Source organism: Planctopirus sp. SH287 (assembly GCF_056500625.1).
Genome location: NZ_CM151403.1, coordinates 308957 through 326679 on the forward strand (window position 1 = coordinate 308957; position 17723 = coordinate 326679).

Genomic DNA, 17723 nt, shown 5'->3' on the forward strand with positions numbered 1-17723 from the left:
GTAAATTTTGCCGGTTAGTGGCGTCGGATTCGCCCAAAGGTCTGCTTCAGCAGGGCTTTATAAAAAAAAGAACCGTGACAGCGCTCAAGCCAGAATGCATGAGCTGCTTCAACGAGAAGGTCAGGCATGGACGCCAAACCGAACACCCCGCATGCGGCATGGGCTTCAATCCCTGCGAAGTCATTCTTTGGTCAATTGCCGGGGACTCTCCAGCAAGTCACCACACGATTGCTGTCCTCACCGATGGCAAAGTTCGTGGGTCGCATGGGGCTGGCGTTGGTTCATCAGGCGTTGGCCTGGCAAATAATTGCGTTGTGGGGGATTGGAGCCGGCGCGCTGCTGATGGCTCAGATCATTGAAGCCACCTGGGGCAGTCTTGAGCCGTGGAAGTCTTGTGCCCTGGTGGCCCTGGCGGCTGGGGCTTGCCTGGGAGCTTCGCTTCCTGTTTCTGCCAAGATGAATTCAGACAAAGTGAATTCGGACAAGACCAGGAATGCCAGGAGACGAGTCTCGTTACCTGTTGGTCTGGTGTTGCTCGTTACATGCGTCTGGTTCTGGATCGGGCCATTGTTTCTCACAATTCCCGTGGCTTTGATCTCGGGACTTTCGATTGAGACGCTGAGTCAGACGTCGTCATTTATCGTCGTCGCCCTTTCTGTGGGCAGTATTTCGGTGGGGCTGACAACCTGTCTGTGCATCTGGTCGCTCCGTGAACTGGCTGTGGAACTTCCCTCTCACCGGGCCGGACATCCCACCTGGCTGGCTGTTGGCACCGGTCTGGGCATGCTGCTCACCGCTTATCTTCTGGCCAATAGTGCCTCCCCCTCGATTCTTCTGGGACTGGCGGGGCTTGTCGTGGGTATGACCGGGATCTGGCGGTGGATGGGACTGAGTTCGACATCTCCAGACGCGGTTGCAAACGTCGCGGCTTCCTTCTCTCACAATTCTGCTTCATTCTCTCCCTCAAACAATACTGTCGTCCGGCCTGGCTCATGGACGATGGCGATTTCTGTGTTCGCCGCACTGGTTGCGGGTGTTGCGTTCTGGGGAATGGAACGGTTGGTTAATGACAGGATTCCGACGGGAACGTTTGTCGCGACTGGTCTGGCTGTTGGCTGGTTGACCGGTTGGGGAGCCGCTGCCTTCTGGGCCTCGCGAAGTCTGCCGAATTCTCCAAAGACCCACGCCCTGTCGTGTCGCAGCGTCATGGTCTGGTGGGGTGTTGCGGGGCTGGCTTTGAACCTGTTAATTCTGCCCGCTTTGACCGAAGGCTTATTGCTGGCTAACGCGGCTCTGAACTGGTCATTGGGCGTCTGGATCGTACGACTTGGCTTTACCATGTTGATGGTCTGGCCAGCAGGATGGTTGTTGGGATGTGCCACATCCAGCCGTTGGTCGGGCCGAAATATCAGTTGGATCCTCTGCTTCCTCATCGGTTGGCTGATGGCTCAATGGATTGGCCGCACTTTCCTGGCTCCCGTCGAACTGCTGGCCGCTTCGATCTGGGGGCTGGCCCTGGTTTCGTTAGGCCCTGTGGTCTGGTCACTCAAGCATGACTGGACGAACGAGACGGCTTCGTCAGGTCTGGCTGACTCAACGACCTCATCAAGCGACACAACCGCGTTGGCACGTCGGAGCCAGCATGGGTCTCGCTGGGCAAAGATGTGTGGTGTGGGTGCCAGTGCTTTTCTGTTAATTGCAATGCCCTGGGCTTTGACCCGCGAATCAGCCGCCTGGAACGCTCGTGCTCTTTTTTCCACGAAAGCCTTCGTGGCCTGGCAGGCGGGATTCTCTTCCAACATGCTCACGGCTCTGGATGAAGGCCGCGTGACCTATGTGGGGCATGGGCCTAATGGGACATTGGTTCGCTGGCGCTACAAATTCCTGGAAGACGTGGCACGAGTGAACGGAATTCCTCTCCCGCCCATCAGCCGCGATCCCCGTGTGGTGCCGCAATCGGCTCCTGAGTTAATCCTGTCGACGTTGCCGGTCGTCATGCACCATGAAGCCCGAAGCGTGCTGCTTCTGGGGGTTGGTTCGGGGATGCCGCTGGTCACGCTGGCTGATCTTCCTTTGCAGAACATTACCTGTCTGGAAGGGGATCAGCAGCAACTGGCGATGGCACATGAGCATGTTGCCCCCACATTGGGAGCCGCTCTGGATGATGACCGTTTCCATATTCATCAGGTCGATCCTCATTGGGGGATTGCCAGTCTCAATCAAAAATTTGATGTGATTGTTTCTGCGCCAGCGCTCACCTCGACCGACCGCGGCACGCCGTCAATGACTCGCGAACATTACGTTCGTTGCGCCCATCGCCTGACTGACGATGGCATTTTCTGCCAGCGCTACGAGTGCATTGATTACGGCCCTCAGGTTCTGGTGGATGTTGCCCGCACCCTCCGTTCTGTCTTTCGTGAAGTCTCGCTGATTCAAACGGGTGTCCCTGGGGAAGCCCTCTGGTTAGCGACCAATTCTCGACAGGGGCTGATTCGCGAAGGCTTCCTGGCCCGTCTGAGAACGCCACAGATGCGGCGCATCATGGCACAGGCTGGCTGGGATTGGTCGATGGTCGCAGGCATGGCTGCCATTGATGATGCCGCTCTGGGAGAACTTGATGGCGGCGACACACAGCCTCACCTGCGATACGCCCGAGCGAATACTATTCGTTCCAATCATCTGGCATGGTTTACACCCATCGAAACCATGCGCTGGGCCACTAAACTTCAGCAGACACACTCCTTGTTGAATGAAGCCCGCACCACTGATCCGGTCTATCCGCCCCTTCCCATTCCTTATGATCCCGAAACCGAAGAGGCACCACCAGCAGTGGTCTACCATCGCACCAGCCGCCTGATGGAATGGATGGGATTCGATGGCGAAGACCCGGATCTTGTTCGTCGCCTGGAAGAAATTGTCGCTCAGCGGCACCTCATCAACGACAACCCCGAAGCCTGGTGGTGGGAATATCGCAAGACCATTAAAGAACGCCTGGGTAAGCCGCCTGTGGCGACCGTCCGTCTGGCAACCGCTCAGGCTCTCAAGGGAGGGATGCTGCCCGACTATGCCCGCCGCAAGGATTACTTCCAGCATCTGGGTGAGGCCATACGCTCTGCCAATCCAGCCGCTGAAGTCGCTGGTATGATGCAGTTTGAAGACACTTACGACCCGCTGCTCTCGCCGTTCATTCATCAGGAAGTTGCGGAGTTGCTGCATAAGGCGGGAGACAGTTCCGCCAGCGAAGAACTCCGCCACCGTTTGCATCTGGTCTATTTCGCCCCTGGGTTTGACTCTTCTGTGAGAAACGTGCAGCAGGCTTTGGAGTTGGTGCTTGATCATCCCGAGAGCATCGTCGATGACGCGTCCCGTTATGATCTGGTGCTCAGTCTGCTCCACGTCATGCGGAGCCGCTGGGATCTCCGGACGGCTCAAACGCTCAAGTCGCTCCGGCTGACTCTGCGCGATATCGATGTCTGCCTGCTGACCGTTCGGCGGAGTAAGGACATACTGGGTCAACTGGCCAGCAGCGGCGTCTCAGACCCTGTCGCATGGAACCTGCGCGAACAAGGGATTGACCGCCTGTTGACGCAACCGCTGGAGACCTACCGAAACAATCTCCGCACGGTAAAGCCCGAGTTCAAAGAAACGGGTCTGAAAAAATAGCCCAAGGCCTTGCCTTGGAAAATGTCAGGCCGGGACTCACTGCAAACTCAGCAGGGTAGCACAGGTTGCCCGTCTGCGGGCTACCTGTGTGCTGAAAGCACAAGAGGTCGATTGTCGATAAAAGCCATGAGGCAGTCACTCCCATTAAGCGATTTTCCTGACCTGTGAGCCAATGCCGAGAAAGCCTTCAGCCAGCCCATTTCAATCTTGTTAACCTCTTGTAGCAACGCGTCCCATACCAACGAGCCGGAAGCGTCAGCGACGGACACTTGCATTAATGATCTCACAATCGGGAGCGAGAGGGATTCAAGAAAAATGTTTTGATCCGGAGGGGCGTTGAAGATGAACTTGTGGCGGCGGAGTGATTAATAAGCCATGCCCGTCGCTAACGCTTCCGGCTAGTGTCGTTGCTTGACTTGTGGCCAAGGCATTGAACACCTTCAGCTAGACCATTTGAATCTCGTTAACCTCTTGTGTGCCTCCCAGGTAGACTGAATACAGTCAACCTGGGCCACCCCGCGACTAAAATGGTGAAACACAATGCTAAAATCACTTGAATACCGTTTTCGACTGCACAGAATTGCAGCTCGCTTTACTGATGGATACATGATCGACATGTTCGTCACCTCTGAAGGCAAGGCTAGTGGTTCGTATCAAAGCACTGAGCGCCGGACCGGGTTCGTCCCCTTCGACTTATTGGTTCCCAAATCGCTCGTAAATGAGCTAAAGGACGCCTTCCTCTCGGCAAATACAACACATATTGCACCATATATAAACATAGGATATGGAGAGGCAGGAAAGGAGATTGATGTAAAAGGGATTTGCCCGCCTTCCCATAGTGGCGATTCCACAAGCGATGCAAGGTTGTGGGATTTATGCAACGACTTATGCAACAGAGTTGTTAATGAACTTATTGTTGTTGAGGGCGGCTCGGGGAGGTGAGGTGGCTCAGGTTTCACGGACACGGTAACACCTTAAATTCAGGGGGCTTGGAAGCAGGGTAGCACAGGTTGCCCGTCTGCGGGCTACCTGTGTGCTGAAAGCACAAGAGGTCAATGTCGATAAAAGCCATGAGGCAGTCACTCCCATTAAGCGATTTTCCTGACCTGTGAGCCAATGCCGAGAAAGCCTTCAGCCAGCCCATTTCAATCTTGTTAACCTCTTGTAGCAACTCGTCCCATACCAACGAGCCGGAAGCGTCAGCGACGGACACTTGCATTAATGATCTCACAATCGGGAGCGAGAGGGATTCAAGAAAAATGTTTTGGTTCGGAGGGATGTTGAAGATGAATTTGTGGCGGCAGAGTGAATAATAAGTCATGCCCGTCGCTAACGCTTCCGGCTAGTAGCGCTTCCGGCTAGTGTCGTTGCTTGACTTGTGGCCAAGGCATTGAACACCTTCAGCTAGACCATTTGAATCTCGTTAACCTCTTGTGTGCCACCCAGGTAGACTGAATACCGTCAACCTGAGCCACCCCACCGAACCGGCAGGCGGGAGCATGCCCTACTACGTAGCGACGGGAAAACTCGTAGTATGGCTAAGATCACTCACGAACCTGAATGACTCGCAGATCTTTCGAGTAGAGCAGAAGCATTCCATTGTAGTGCTGAGTCCCATACTCTACCGATTCACCTTTTTTTGTGACTTCTCGTAAATATCCATCGATTCCGGTTCCACCAAGGCGACGGCGTCCCAATGTGTGTTCCACTTCTTCCAACGTCTTCCCAACGAGAAACTGATACTCAGCAGCGGCATAATGTGGCTCTGGAATAGTCACATACAACCAGTATCCAAAGCCCAGTATGATTGGCGCGATCACTTGAATAACGGCCAGCCAAGGCCGTCGCTCAAAGGAGGCTGCTACAATCCCCAAAACGAGTAACGCGGTGTAAACGAAGATCCATAGAATCCAGTCACCCCACGAGCCCATTGGCCCCGGGAAGTAGAAGCCGAACTCACCGAAGAAGATGATGGCTAACAAAGGCACCTGAATGCATGTTGAAACGATGGCCAAACTAAAGCGTCTTGAGTGAGACATTTAACAACCTTAAAGCCAAGGACGCCGGGTGGCCTCGGTTGAAACTCTGATTTCTAACGGGGTGGTCAAGCCATAAAAGGTTTCATTCTCCAACCGACGGCGGTTTTAATCCAGCCTCGTTTTGGGTGGGAAACTGAGATGGCTCGCCGTCCGGTGCCGTAACCTCTGCGGCCCCCTTGCGGGGTTTGGGGCGGCGTATGTGGGTCGGTTGTTTGTTCACGTTTGGGTCTTACGCCGCCAGGACGCCGGAATGAGAAGGGAAAGAAGGATGCTTTTCGCGCAACAAAGGGTGGTAGGGTAGAGAGGCTTCGTTTTGGGTGCACCTCGCAGGTTGAGGTCTTTTTCGCCTGTGATTCCGGACAGAAGGCTCTCCATCGGCTCGGTCAGGGCCAACCCTTTGCCAACAGGAACTCCTTCCTGCTGGCGGAAGCGCCGATTGTGGACGCTTCCCTCGAATTCGAGACTGACAAACAGTCAAACAACAGATGCGAACTGCTCACGCAGAACACCTCTGATGCCCGACTGAATGTTTTTTATTGGCACTTATTCATTCGCCACTTCTTGTGACGAGGGGATGCCAACACAATCACGTTTGATTCAGCAAAACACTGAATCAGACAGGCCGACGGAATGTTTTTCAACGAGGGTGACTTCGTGGAATGATGTTTCGTGGATTGGCCCTGATCACTGCTGGAATTTCACGGCCCCCGATTGCTCGCAAGAGTGGTCGGGGGCCACTTTCGTCCCCTTGCGGGGTTTGGGCCTATCGGCCGGGACGTCGGCTAAAGATCCGCGGCCCCGTTGTGGCCGCTCCTTCCTTGCGCCTTGCGGGGTTTGGGGCGGCGTATGAAGGTCAGTTGTTCATCCGCGAATGGGTCTTACGCCGCCAGAGTAGTGGTGTTTTTTCGGGGGCGGTTCGTGAGTGTTTCAATAGAGCTGGTGGGTTGCGCAGAGCCTTAACCCACCCTACTGTTTAATAACGGTCTCCGGCTACTTGAACGTTGGGAGTTGGTGCATTGCGCTGCGCTTCATGCACCCTACGTAGATACATAACATTTGATTTCTAATAGATATCTGGCGTGTGTTCGTAGTGGGTGCCTCAAATATCTTTTGAACGGCGGTACGCTCTCACCTCCACCCTCTCCCATCGGAATCCCCTTGCGGGGTTTGGGGCGGCGTATGAAGGTCAGTTGTTCATCCGCGAATGGGTCTTACGCCGCCAGGGCGGATTGTTCTTTTTAGTAAGGCTGGTGGGTTGCGCAAAGCCTTAACCCACCCTACCGTTTAATAACGGTCTCCGGCTACTTGAACGTTGGGAGTTGGTGCATTGCGCTGCGCTTCATGCACCCTACGTAAATAAATAGCAGAGAATGCCGGCGGTGCAGTTGGTGAGTTGCGACTACTGACTCTGGTTACTGGCTCTGGCTACGCGACGTTGATTTCTGGAAAGGGGATGGTTCGTTGAATCAAGTCCGTTCAATATCAACTGCCCAGTTGGCCGATCTTTTCCAGCCAGAGTTCCCATTCCGCCCGTGATAGTCCAGATCCCAGGCTGTCGAAGGCGCTATCAGGGATCTGTCGTTGCTTGAGAATCATGCGGCCCTGTTCCAGCATGCTGCGGGCTTCGGCGGGTTTCCCTAATCGGCGATACGACTCTGCCATTTGCAGGAATGCCGGTAACACCTGAGCACTATCCCGATGCCGATTGATAGCCGTGTTATAAGCGGCAATCGCTTCTTTATCCCGGCGAAGTTCAAAGAGTTGATGAGCCACGTCGAAAGCGCTGGCGGTCAGCATGGCTTCTCCCAACGTATTTAGCCCCTCCCTATTGGAGACCTTCCCTAATTCTGTCCTTAAACTGGTTAAGTTATCGAGAGATTGTTCGTTAAGGACTTGCTGCTGCTTTTGAAGTCGCAACCGCGAAGCTTCAGTCGGTGAGGCATCCAGCAAATGACGAATCAACCGGGCTTGCTCTCGTTGAGACCGTGCCAATTGATACAGGGCTTCGGTGCGTAAAGAATCCTGTGGATAGCGGGCGAGAAATTCGGTCAGGCGTGAAGCCGCTTCAATCTGAACCGCACGAACGGCTTCCGGGCCACTGAAGGGACTTACCGCGTTGCCGCTCATTTCCTCAGAGAGAGAAGCGGGCGTGATGTTTAAAGTGGAGGGAGAATTTGCAGCTGTGGGTTTCGCCGTGGGAAGGCCGCTCTGTGGAGTGGTTCTGGCCATCTGTTGTCGCTGAAGGACGCCACGGTTCACCAGTAGCGTGCCTAATCGCAGTAAAGCTTCTTTCCATTCCGTGGCGTTGGGATTGAGGTTGTCAGCCGCGAGAATGGATCTCCACTGAACTTCAGCTTTGGCCAGATCATTTTTCTCAGTGAAGGCATAGGCCAGCCTGACTTGAGCTTTGTAGGATGAGGGGTCGTTGGGAAACTTCTCACGGATCGATTCGAGCAGCGGAATTGCTTCATCCAATCGATCCAGATCCATCAACAGCCCGGCTTTGCGAACCAGTGCCGTGGCCAGCATGTCACGTGGTAAGGTGGCCAGGTATTCGTCAACACGCACGAGAGCCGAGGCATAGTCACTCGCCAGGAGAGAATTACTGGAACTCTTCCAAAGATCGTCGGGATAATGGGGAGTCATGTTGCGGGACTGAGCCAGTTGAAACCAGGCTTTCGCGCTGTTTTTCCAACGGCTTCTGACAGCTGCCGCCTGTTGGGGTTTGAGAGTTTCTGGCAGAAGATCGAACTCTTTCTGCATTGCTTCGCTCCACCCTTGAGTCGCATTGGCCAGCATTTCTGCTATTTCCACACGGTCAAACACAGGGGGGAGCACTTCAGCCAGTGCCAGAGCTTCGGCATACATTCCCGCATCGAGCCAATATTGCCAGGCGTGGCGAATCCGATCGCGAAAAGCCGACAAACTCAACCAGCGATTGTGATAATCCTCGAGTCGGACAACAGTCCGAATGGCACCGGAATAAAGCTCGATGGCACGTTCTGTATTTCCGTCGAGGCGATATTGATCGGCCAGATCGATCATCCCGACGACAGCCTCTTCAGTGCCAGTAAACCGCGCGAGCAAGTCACGCAGTCGTTTCATCGCTTCGCCTCGCAAGGTGAGTCGCTCATTGACCGTCGTTACACGTTGAGCGTTCTCCAGTGAGCAGCGAGCGAGCAGGTACATGGCAGTTCGCACGTGCCGGGGGCCGGGGCGTTTCTCTTCGGTCAGAGGCAGCAGCAGCTTCTCCGCCTCACTAAATTTGCGATTCGCCATCGCCAGACGAGCTTCGTGAATCGTCAGTCCATCAGGATCGGTGGTGGTCAGTCGTGCCAGTTGCAGCGTCGCTCCCGCCTCAGCCATTCGCTCCAGTGCGAGAAGAACATCGGCTTTGCGGAGCAGAAGCATCGATTGATTGTTCTGGGAAAGCGACGTGTCGCTGATCAGATCTTCAATGCGCCGCAAGTCACCTTCCAGCATGGGCAGGGCCGCGTAGGGATCGACGAACACCGGCTCGGCAGGTTCTTGTTCAGCAGGCTCATCGTGCCCATGACCGCTGCTTCCATGCCCACCGCTTCCATGCTCATTGCTTCCATGGCTGGCATGCGTCTCTTTGCCGTGCTCGTCTTTTGGGTGATCCTCTTTGGCGTGGTTGTTCTTGCCGTGACTCGCCTGATCATGTGGTGGTTGATCGTGTGTCGATCGACTGTGTCCTGCGGCTTCTTTGGTGCCGGCGCCATCATGTTTTGTCTGGGCAGCCTTCGCTGGTGCGGGACTGAGTGGAGTCAACGGGGGCAGGTGAGGATCTGGCGCTACTTCAGTGGCTGGTGCAGTGCGGTTAATATCCAGGAGTGAGAGGTCAATCGCACAAAGCGTGTCGACCGCCCCGGCTCGAAACGGAGAGTCTGTTGCTGAAAGAGGTAGCAGCCACTTGCGCGCTTCTTCCACAGAACCTGTGCGATACAGACTCTGCGCCATAAAATTCTTCCAGCCCGCTCGCTGTACTATGTCAGATTGGCGGGCCTGAGCATCGCGTAAAAGAGAAATAGCAGCAGCCAATCGTGGTCGCTCCATTTCCGTATCGGAATTGCGAGCTTCGTGATAACCCAGGATTCCTTGAACATAAGACATGCCGCCTGGAAACTTTGGATCTTGAAACTGCTGATCGACGAGCGGTTGTACGAGTTCAGCCGCCTTTTCAAACTCGTTAGTCTCAAGAAGCGTCGTCGCTACCGCCAGAGCTTTGGATTGCGCGGACTCTCCGGGAAAGAGCCACCAGAAGATTCCTGCGAGAAAAAAGATCCCAACGGTCAATCCGCCGCCTATCAAAGCGAGATGAAGGGGCAGGCCCAGGATTTTTTTGCGGGAAGCTGACGCCCCTTTCCCGTCTTGAGAATGTCCGCTAGAACCTTTGGTTGGGGCGGGCGGATGATGCGCAGCCATAAACGATGCTTCAAAATCCGGGGATGTGAACAGAGGCGTTCAACACCTTATCATCCATGGATCGCAGAGCGTCAATGTCAGTTCGCCAAGAACCAGCCACATCAATTCACATCACGGGCGTTCAGAGAGAAGATGCCGTGGGCTGTGTGCAAACTGTGCTCAAACAGTCAGGGGATTGAGAAGGTCAGATTCACGGAACTGTTTTTGGCATACCCCTTGCTTGAGAGGTTTGGTGTGTCCCTCGAACTCTCCTCCCATTTGCCGAGGTGTTTATGTTGCGTTTGTGGGCAGTGCCCAATGTCTCTGTGCGCGGTTGTGGTTTGGTCAACCCGTTATTTCCTGCAAGAAGAAATTCCAGCAGGAATGTCGCTTTCACCAGCCTGGCGACAATGTGTCTGCTGAGTCTTTCATCAGGTGTGGGAAGCGATACATCCTGGGGCCAAGTGGTGCAGGCTGCTGACACGGCTCGTAAGCCTGTGGCGGCCAAGCCGCAGTTCTCTGCCGAAGCGAAGAAGGCCTTAGCAGCCAGCCCGTTTTATGCTCAGGTCTCGAAGAAGTTTGCCGCGTGGGATCTCGATAAAGATGGCGAGCTTTCCACCAATGAAATTGAATTGGCCGTTCATAATCCTGAAGTCAAAGGAGAATCTGCTGCCGCAGCGGCTTCTCTCCGAAGGGCTGTGCGGGCAATGAGGGAGTTGCCGCCGCTCACGCTCGATAAGATCGCATTGGGAATAACCACCAAATCAACAACGGAAGTCCCTCAGCCAAAATATGAAACGATGTACTCGTCAGGGCTGAAGAAGATCCAGGAATCCCGTCGAGAACTGTTTGCCGATGGCCCGCCAAAATTGGAATCGATCAGCCAGGGACGACTCGGTGACTGCTTTTTGATTGTCAGCATGGGAACCTGTGCATATTGCGATCCGGATCGCCTCATGCGGATGCTGCGGATTCAACCCAATGGGAAGCTGCTGGTCACGATGGGGAATGGCCGCCAGTTTGAAGTCGATGCTCCCACAGATGCCGAAATCATCATTGGGGCGACGTCTCGTAATACCGGATGTTGGACAAATGCCTATGAAAAAGCCATTGGCACCGTGATGCTGGAACGGGCGCAGGCCAAGAATACGAAGCATGTCACACCGATCAGTTTAATCGCTGTCGGTGGCACACCGAATGTGCCTTTGGAGATTCTCACCGGGCATAAAGTACGCCGTCATGGCTGCGAGGACTACCGGGAGAAACGGGATGAATCAGGTGCCAGTGCCGATGATCTTCAGCCGTTACGAGAAGACCTCAAGGCGGCTTTCGCAGAAAAACGTCTGATCGTGGGAGGATGTGGCCCCAAAGGAAAGCAAACTCTCGTAAAAGGGATCTACTACAACCATTCGTATGGTGTGCTGGAGTACGACGAAGCGACCGATACGGTTCTCTTCTGGAACCCGTTTGGCCACAAGCACACACCCAAAGGCCCGGATGGTCTGGAGTTTGGCTATACCACTACCAATGGCAAGTTCCGAGTCCCACTTAAAGAAGCGGTCATGTGGTTTGGCTCCTTTAGTATTGAAACCTCGGAGCCTTCAGATAAATAGCCAGAGGGGTCTATTGGATCAGTATTTAATACGAACCGCAGCCTGAAATAGCGAGTTAACGATCGCATAAACATGCTTGCCCAAAGCTGCATGTATGGCACATAGAGAGCCAGTTTGAGTTCCAATGTGTATGACAACAAGCCGTTCAGCGACCACTCAAAAGTCGCTGAACAAATCACATGATGAAAACGAACAAGCCGTCATGCCCGCAGTATTGGACATGACGGCTTGTCAAATTTAATCGCATTCGCTGGCAAGTGTCTAAGCCAAGCCGGTCAGGGGGCCGTCTTTGCTGTAGTCGGGATTACCGAAGCGTTCGATGTGATGGCCAAACGAATGAGCCAGCGAAATGAGCAGCCGGTTATGTGGCACCCGATCGAATTTGAGTGACTGCCCCATCTTGAAACCTGGCGCATTCCCGACCAACAGGAACGGGATGTTGTCGAGGGTGTGACTGTTCCCTTGACCCAATTCATTCGTCCAGACGATGAGGGTGTTATCGAGCAGGCTGCCACTTCCATCAGCTTCCTGGGTATTGGCCAGTTGCTGACAAAGATAGGCGATTTGCTCGCAATACCATTTGTTGATCTTGGTCAGCTTTTCCTGAGCGGACTCGTTATTGTCTGGCTCGTGAGAAAGTTCGTGGTGGCCTTCTTCGACACCGGCCCAGCGCATCTTGGCCCCGCCGACCGAGTTTGTGAACTGATAGGTCGCAATGCGATTGAAATCAGCCGCAAAGCTATGAACCAGCAGATCAATTTGCATCTTGCTGAGTTGCGGCATCTGGTCGTTTTCGTGCCTTAAGCCGGGTTCCAGAACAGGAAGGGCATGGCCCATGTCCATGTTCTTGGAAGCTGCGATTTCCTGCTCCATCGCACGGACAAAGCCTGCATGTTCTTCCAATAAATGGCGATCCTGCGGGCTGACGTTCGCTTCCAGTCGCTTTAAGTCCGCCAGCACGTCGTCGAGAATGCTCCCCAGATTGGCCTGATCCTTCCGACGGCCATACAACTTGTGGAACATCTGATAAGGGTCATCAATCGGGGCAATCGGCTTGTTACCAGCCGCATAGACCATGCGTGTCCAGGTGTCTGCCCGTTCGGGAACCATGACCCCAAATTCCAGAGACCCGAAGCGGGTTCGGGTTTCAGGCCGGCTTTGCAAATAGTTTTTGATTTCCTGATCGATAGAGTGACCACTCGCCCAGCCAGCGGGAGTATGTGATCCCCCTTGAATGTTACCGGGGAACAGTTCGATGCCGGTGAGCAGGCAGCCAATGCCGCGCATATGGTTATCGCCATCGCCACCGATCCGATCCGCGACCCCACGCAGGAACAACAGCCGATCCTTGAAAGGAGCCAGTGGCTGGACACTTTCAGGCAGCTCGAACTCTGTCCCTGTTTCCTTTGGCCAGAACGTTTTTGGAACCACGCCGTTAGGGCTGAAGATGACCACCAGTCGCTGTTTCCGCTGCGTTGTATTGGCAAACGCCAGACTGGGAAGATTCAGCGCAAACGGAATGGCTGCAGCACTGACGCCCAAGTCGCGGAGGAAACGGCGGCGGTTGGAGTGGTCGAACATGGCAGGTTCCAGAGGGCGGGAGGTTCTGGTTGGAACGAATCGGCGGATGCTGATCCATTGATTCTAAACAACTTGCAAGGTCGTTGGCTACTGTGAAGTCGGGTGATCTCCCCCAAACTTTTCAGTTCACCAGGCATCAAAACGCAACTTTGGCCGTTCGGAAAGCGTTTTCACCCAAAGAATCGTTAAAGACGCTTATTTGGCCGCCGTCTCAGTCGCTTCAGGGAGTCGGGCTGTTTCCACGGCAATGGCAACCGCCAGTTCACGAATGTTCAAATTCGACTTCTGAAAACGCTCATCCAGGCGGGACATCAGTTCTTTACCATACGCGGGCCAGGCCTGTTTCACGAGATTCTGAAACAATTGCTGGGTAAAGGCGGCTCGGGTTTCAGGGCTATTGGCGAGAAACTCGGCCAGCGCCCGACTTCCCGCAAACTTTTCTTCCAGTCCGGCCCGAGTCAGGTATAACCCCGTGGCATCGATGGGCTTCCCTTTTTCTTCACCACGGAACCGACCGACCGCATCAAACGATTCCAGTGAAAAGCCCAACGGATTGATCAGGTTGTGGCAGGTGCGGCACATCTCGGCCTTGGTCTGCAGATCGACTCGTTCACGGGTTGATAAATTCGGGTGAAGGTTGGCAGGTTCCGGCGAGACCGCAATCGGTGGCATCTTCAACGAACGCCCCAACACGCTACGGGTCAGGAACACGCCCCGGTGAATCGGAGATGTCGTCGAGGTGTAGGCAAAGCCCGCCATCAGGAAGGGATGAGTCAACACGCCGGCACGCTTGCCCTCATCCAGCCGGACTTTCTGGAAGTCCGCTGATTCTGGCAGGTCAACGCCATAGAACTTGGCCAGTCGCCCATTCAACCAGACCTGATCGTCCGTCAAAAGTTGTTTGAGGCTTGCCTGGTCGCTTTTCAGAATTTCATCGATGAATAACTCCAGCGATGTCCGCAGATCGCTGACAATGGCCGGTGTAAAATCGGGGTATGTCTGCGAATCCTTGGCGATATCGGTCAGATGTTCGACTCTGACCCAGTTCATCAGGAAAAATTTGAGTTTGGCTTGCCCCGCAGTGGTTCGCACCAGGCGCTCGGCCTGTCGTTGCAACTGATCTGGCTTTTGTAGCTGGTTGCGGGAAGCGGCATCTCGGAGTTCCTGATCCGGAATCGTATCGCAGAGAGTGAAAGAAAGGCGCGAGGCCACATTCCAGGGGTCATTCGGATCCCCTCCCAGCTCGCGATATAGGAATCGCGGCGACTTCAGCGAAAGCAGAATGATCCGCTGGACGGCGGTCTCCAGATCGTCTGACTTCTCGATCATGCCGTCGATCAGATGCGTTTTTTCGTCTTCACTTAAAGGCCGCCGCTGTGCACGCTCGACAAAACGGACGCAGAATTCCCGGACTTTTTTCGTGCGTTCCTCAGCGTTGGCATCTCTTCCATAGCCCGCAAAATCTTTGAGCTTCCGCACAACATAAGCGGCCGTCTCAATAGCGCCATCAGTCGTGGCCTGTGCCCATTCCTTCGAGATCGCCGTCCCACGTTCATAGCCAGAACTGCGGTCATCAGGCGGGAACGGCGTGTTGACGACAAAGACTTCCGGCGTCCAGGCGGGGAGCAGATTTCGCTGAGGAATCAGTTCTTCGCTTCGATGAGGTGGACGCCACCAGAGCGAAATGCCAGCGGTCTTTTCTTTTGCCCCTTTCGATTTAAACATTTGCAGACGCAATCGATAACGACGCCCCCCGAGCAGTTGGATGCGCTCGCGCCACTCGACATCATTCCCTGAACGAACCCTGCCATCAATCAGCATCTTTGAGTCATCATTCAGCCAGAATTCGACACCATTGAGGGTTTTGATGATGATTTCATACTCACCGGTTTCCGGAGCGATGAGTGAGCCATGCCAGTTGATGGAGAATTCATCACTGGCCATTTCAACATCAGGTAATGGTTTCCCTTCGCCAAAATCAAAGTTGACGACGGGATCAATCCGTTCGAGTTTTTTGTCTTCTTTCCGGAAGCGCCGACCTTCAAAGTAAGTGGCTTTAAGGCCAAAGTCTTTGGTGTTTTCATACCCGCCACGGAAGCTTCCCACGAGATCCGTCACGGATTGTTGATACTGGCGAACGGTCAAACGGGAGAGTTCAATCCGGGAAGGAGTGTTCCGGATCTGGGCTTCGGGCGAATAGAAAGCATCGTACATATAGCGGGCGACGTCTTCTGATTGAGCCTTATCAAGAACTTCCGGCTCCCCTTCAGGCATGGTCGCATCGATAATGCGTGTCAATTCCACGATGGAAGCATCGCCCAGTAGCGGCGACTTGTAACCATCGGACATCCCTTCGCCTTGCGGGCCGTGGCAACTGACGCACTTCTCGACAAATATCTGCTGCCCACGAACCTTGGCCGCGGCATGATTGTCCTCCCCCCAGACTTTCAAGCTGAAACCAGAAAACCCAACCAGCCACATCGCGCAGCAAATCACCCCAACGATGGGGTTCCTCTGGGAAAAAACGCTGACAGTGGAGTGGCTTCTCATAGGATCAACTTCAGCAGCAGGTGGGCAACGGATCGATGACAATGCGTCAGCAGGCAGAGCGGGCGAGAGTCAGGCAGGCGGGGTCAGTCGAATCAGCACAATTGCTAATGAGCTTAGCAATCACTCATCGGCGTTCTTTGATCCTACGCTTGCCGTTCCCCGCCGTCAATTTCCTGGATCATTGTGATTCTTCAGAGATCCTCCCGGATTTTCCGACCACGACAGTTCACGCCCCCTTCCTTTCATGTGTAGAAACAGCAATAGTGGTCATGAGTTCATTTCTGTTTTCTGCGAAGTGACAATCTCCCGAGGGAAGATTAACCTCGAAGTGCCGTGCCTTGAATTCTCTCTGCATTCCTTTCGTTCATCAGGAAACTGACCTCATGACCCGCGTTGCGATTCTCGGTGGGACGGGTTACACCGCATTGGAACTGCTGAGGATTCTGGCCCGGCATCCCCATGCGGAAGTGACAGCAATCACCAGCCGTTCAGAGACATCGCATATCAGCGAAGTGCATCCTTCGCTCGCCAGACGCTTTGATCTGCGATTGGAAAATCTGTCGCCCGCTCAGTTAAAAGAACGGGCCGATGTCGTCTTCTGCTGTTTGCCACACGTGGCAAGTATGGACGCTGTCCCCGGACTGCTGGATGCCGGCTTGAAGGTCGTTGATCTCAGTGCCGATTACCGTCTCAAAGACCCGGCGGTCTATGAAAAATGGTACGGGCATGCCCATACCGACAGCGGACGGCTGGAATCCACCATCTATGGATTGCCCGAACTCTATCGAAAAGAAATTCCCGGGAAGTCACTGATCGCCAATCCCGGCTGTTATACGAGTACCTCGATCCTGGCGTTGGCGCCGTTAATTCAAGGCGGTTTCATCGAGCCGGACGGCATCATCATTGACGCTAAAAGCGGCGTTTCAGGAGCGGGCCGAACACCGAAGCAGAACATTCTCTTTGCCGAATGCAATGAGAGTTTTGGGGCTTATTCCGTGGGGAATCACCGCCATCAGCCAGAAATCGAGCAAGTGCTGCGGGATGTGAGCGGGAAACCGGTAGACGTAATTTTCACGCCGCACCTGACGCCCATGGATCGCGGTATTGAAGCGACGATCTATGCGATTCCGCAAGCCGTCGCAACGCAGCAGGATTTACTGGCGGCATGTCGTCAGTTCTACGCCGACAGTCCCTTCGTGCGAGTCGTCGACCGCATCCCAACGACTAAAGACTCGGCATATTCTAACTACTTCGACATGACAATCCGGCTTGTCAAGAACCGCGTTATCGTGCTGGCCTGCCTCGATAATCTGATCAAAGGAGCCAGCGGCGTCGCCATTCAAAACTTCAATCTCATGTGCGGCTACAACGAAACCACCGGACTGCTATAGTCTCGCGCCAAGAGGGAATCAGGCATGTCAAAACACATCAGCGTGATACTCGCCAAAACGGTTTATGCTGGCGGAACAGTCGTCTTTGAACCTGATACTGTTCTAGAAAAACCAGCGATCCGAATCCGAATGGAGGTTCCCGTTAAAGGGACAGATCTCAAAAACGGAATATCCGAGTTCGTGCTTCTGAAAGACCTCACAGGAACAAAAACCGATCATCTGAGTCGGTTGGTTTACAACATGGCAAGCAAGCTGCTTGGTGATATCTGAGGTTGGTCGCGTCGGCTGGCGCACCAATCGACGCTTGGATATAAGGGCATGATGTCATGGCCGCCCTTGGCGATGGGCAGTAATCGTCAGTTTCCTAGTGCAAATACGAATTGCAAACGGTAGAGGTAAAACCTTACAAGCTGTACAGTAGGGCCGGATTCGTCTGGTTTGGGCCAAACTGAAGGGCGGGT

The 17723-nt window shown here is 54.2% G+C and carries 9 protein-coding genes; 5 read left to right on the forward strand and 4 right to left on the reverse strand.

Going from position 1 to position 17723, the window contains the following annotated elements:
* The first annotated feature begins 126 nt into the window (after positions 1-126).
* Together SH287x_RS01115 and SH287x_RS01120 are read left to right on the forward strand one after the other, a co-directional pair.
* Positions 127-3663 carry a spermine/spermidine synthase domain-containing protein gene (locus tag SH287x_RS01115; RefSeq protein ID WP_479516593.1) on the forward strand — a complete coding sequence of 1179 codons (3537 nt, stop codon included), beginning with the start codon at positions 127-129 and terminating at the stop codon, positions 3661-3663.
* A 540-nt stretch (positions 3664-4203) separates the two neighbouring features.
* Positions 4204-4605, forward strand: a complete 402-nt coding sequence (locus tag SH287x_RS01120) for a hypothetical protein (RefSeq protein ID WP_479516595.1) — start codon at positions 4204-4206, stop codon at positions 4603-4605.
* Positions 4606-5207: 602 nt separating this feature from the next.
* Here the strand turns inward: SH287x_RS01120 and SH287x_RS01125 are convergent.
* Both SH287x_RS01125 and SH287x_RS01130 read right to left on the reverse strand, forming a co-directional pair.
* A complete protein-coding gene (locus tag SH287x_RS01125; protein ID WP_479516597.1) occupies positions 5208-5702 on the reverse strand; it encodes a hypothetical protein in 495 nt (164 codons plus the stop codon).
* Between the two features lie 1482 nt (positions 5703-7184).
* Positions 7185-10148, reverse strand: a complete 2964-nt coding sequence (locus tag SH287x_RS01130) for a tetratricopeptide repeat protein (protein ID WP_479516599.1) — start codon at positions 10146-10148, stop codon at positions 7185-7187.
* Positions 10149-10420: 272 nt separating this feature from the next.
* Here SH287x_RS01130 and SH287x_RS01135 point away from each other — a divergent pair, with 272 nt between their 5' ends.
* Positions 10421-11740 (forward strand): hypothetical protein, encoded by a 1320-nt coding sequence (locus SH287x_RS01135; RefSeq protein WP_479516600.1) that lies wholly within the window; start codon positions 10421-10423, stop codon positions 11738-11740.
* A gap of 261 nt (positions 11741-12001) precedes the next feature.
* On the opposite strand, the gene SH287x_RS01140 is transcribed toward SH287x_RS01135, so the two are convergent.
* Both SH287x_RS01140 and SH287x_RS01145 read right to left on the reverse strand, forming a co-directional pair.
* The gene (locus SH287x_RS01140; protein WP_479516601.1) at positions 12002-13321 is read right to left on the reverse strand and encodes a DUF1552 domain-containing protein; all 1320 of its coding nucleotides are present in this window, start codon (positions 13319-13321) and stop codon (positions 12002-12004) included.
* Positions 13322-13516: 195 nt separating this feature from the next.
* Entirely contained in the window at positions 13517-15802 is a 2286-nt protein-coding gene (locus SH287x_RS01145) for a DUF1592 domain-containing protein (RefSeq protein ID WP_479516602.1), read from the reverse strand.
* Between the two features lie 452 nt (positions 15803-16254).
* Between SH287x_RS01145 and argC the strand changes: the two genes are divergently transcribed.
* Positions 16255-17262, forward strand: coding sequence for an N-acetyl-gamma-glutamyl-phosphate reductase (gene argC, locus SH287x_RS01150; protein WP_479516603.1), 1008 nt, complete (start codon positions 16255-16257; stop codon positions 17260-17262).
* Between the two features lie 24 nt (positions 17263-17286).
* Positions 17287-17532 (forward strand): hypothetical protein, encoded by a 246-nt coding sequence (locus SH287x_RS01155; RefSeq protein WP_479516604.1) that lies wholly within the window; start codon positions 17287-17289, stop codon positions 17530-17532.
* Positions 17533-17723 lie beyond the last annotated feature (191 nt).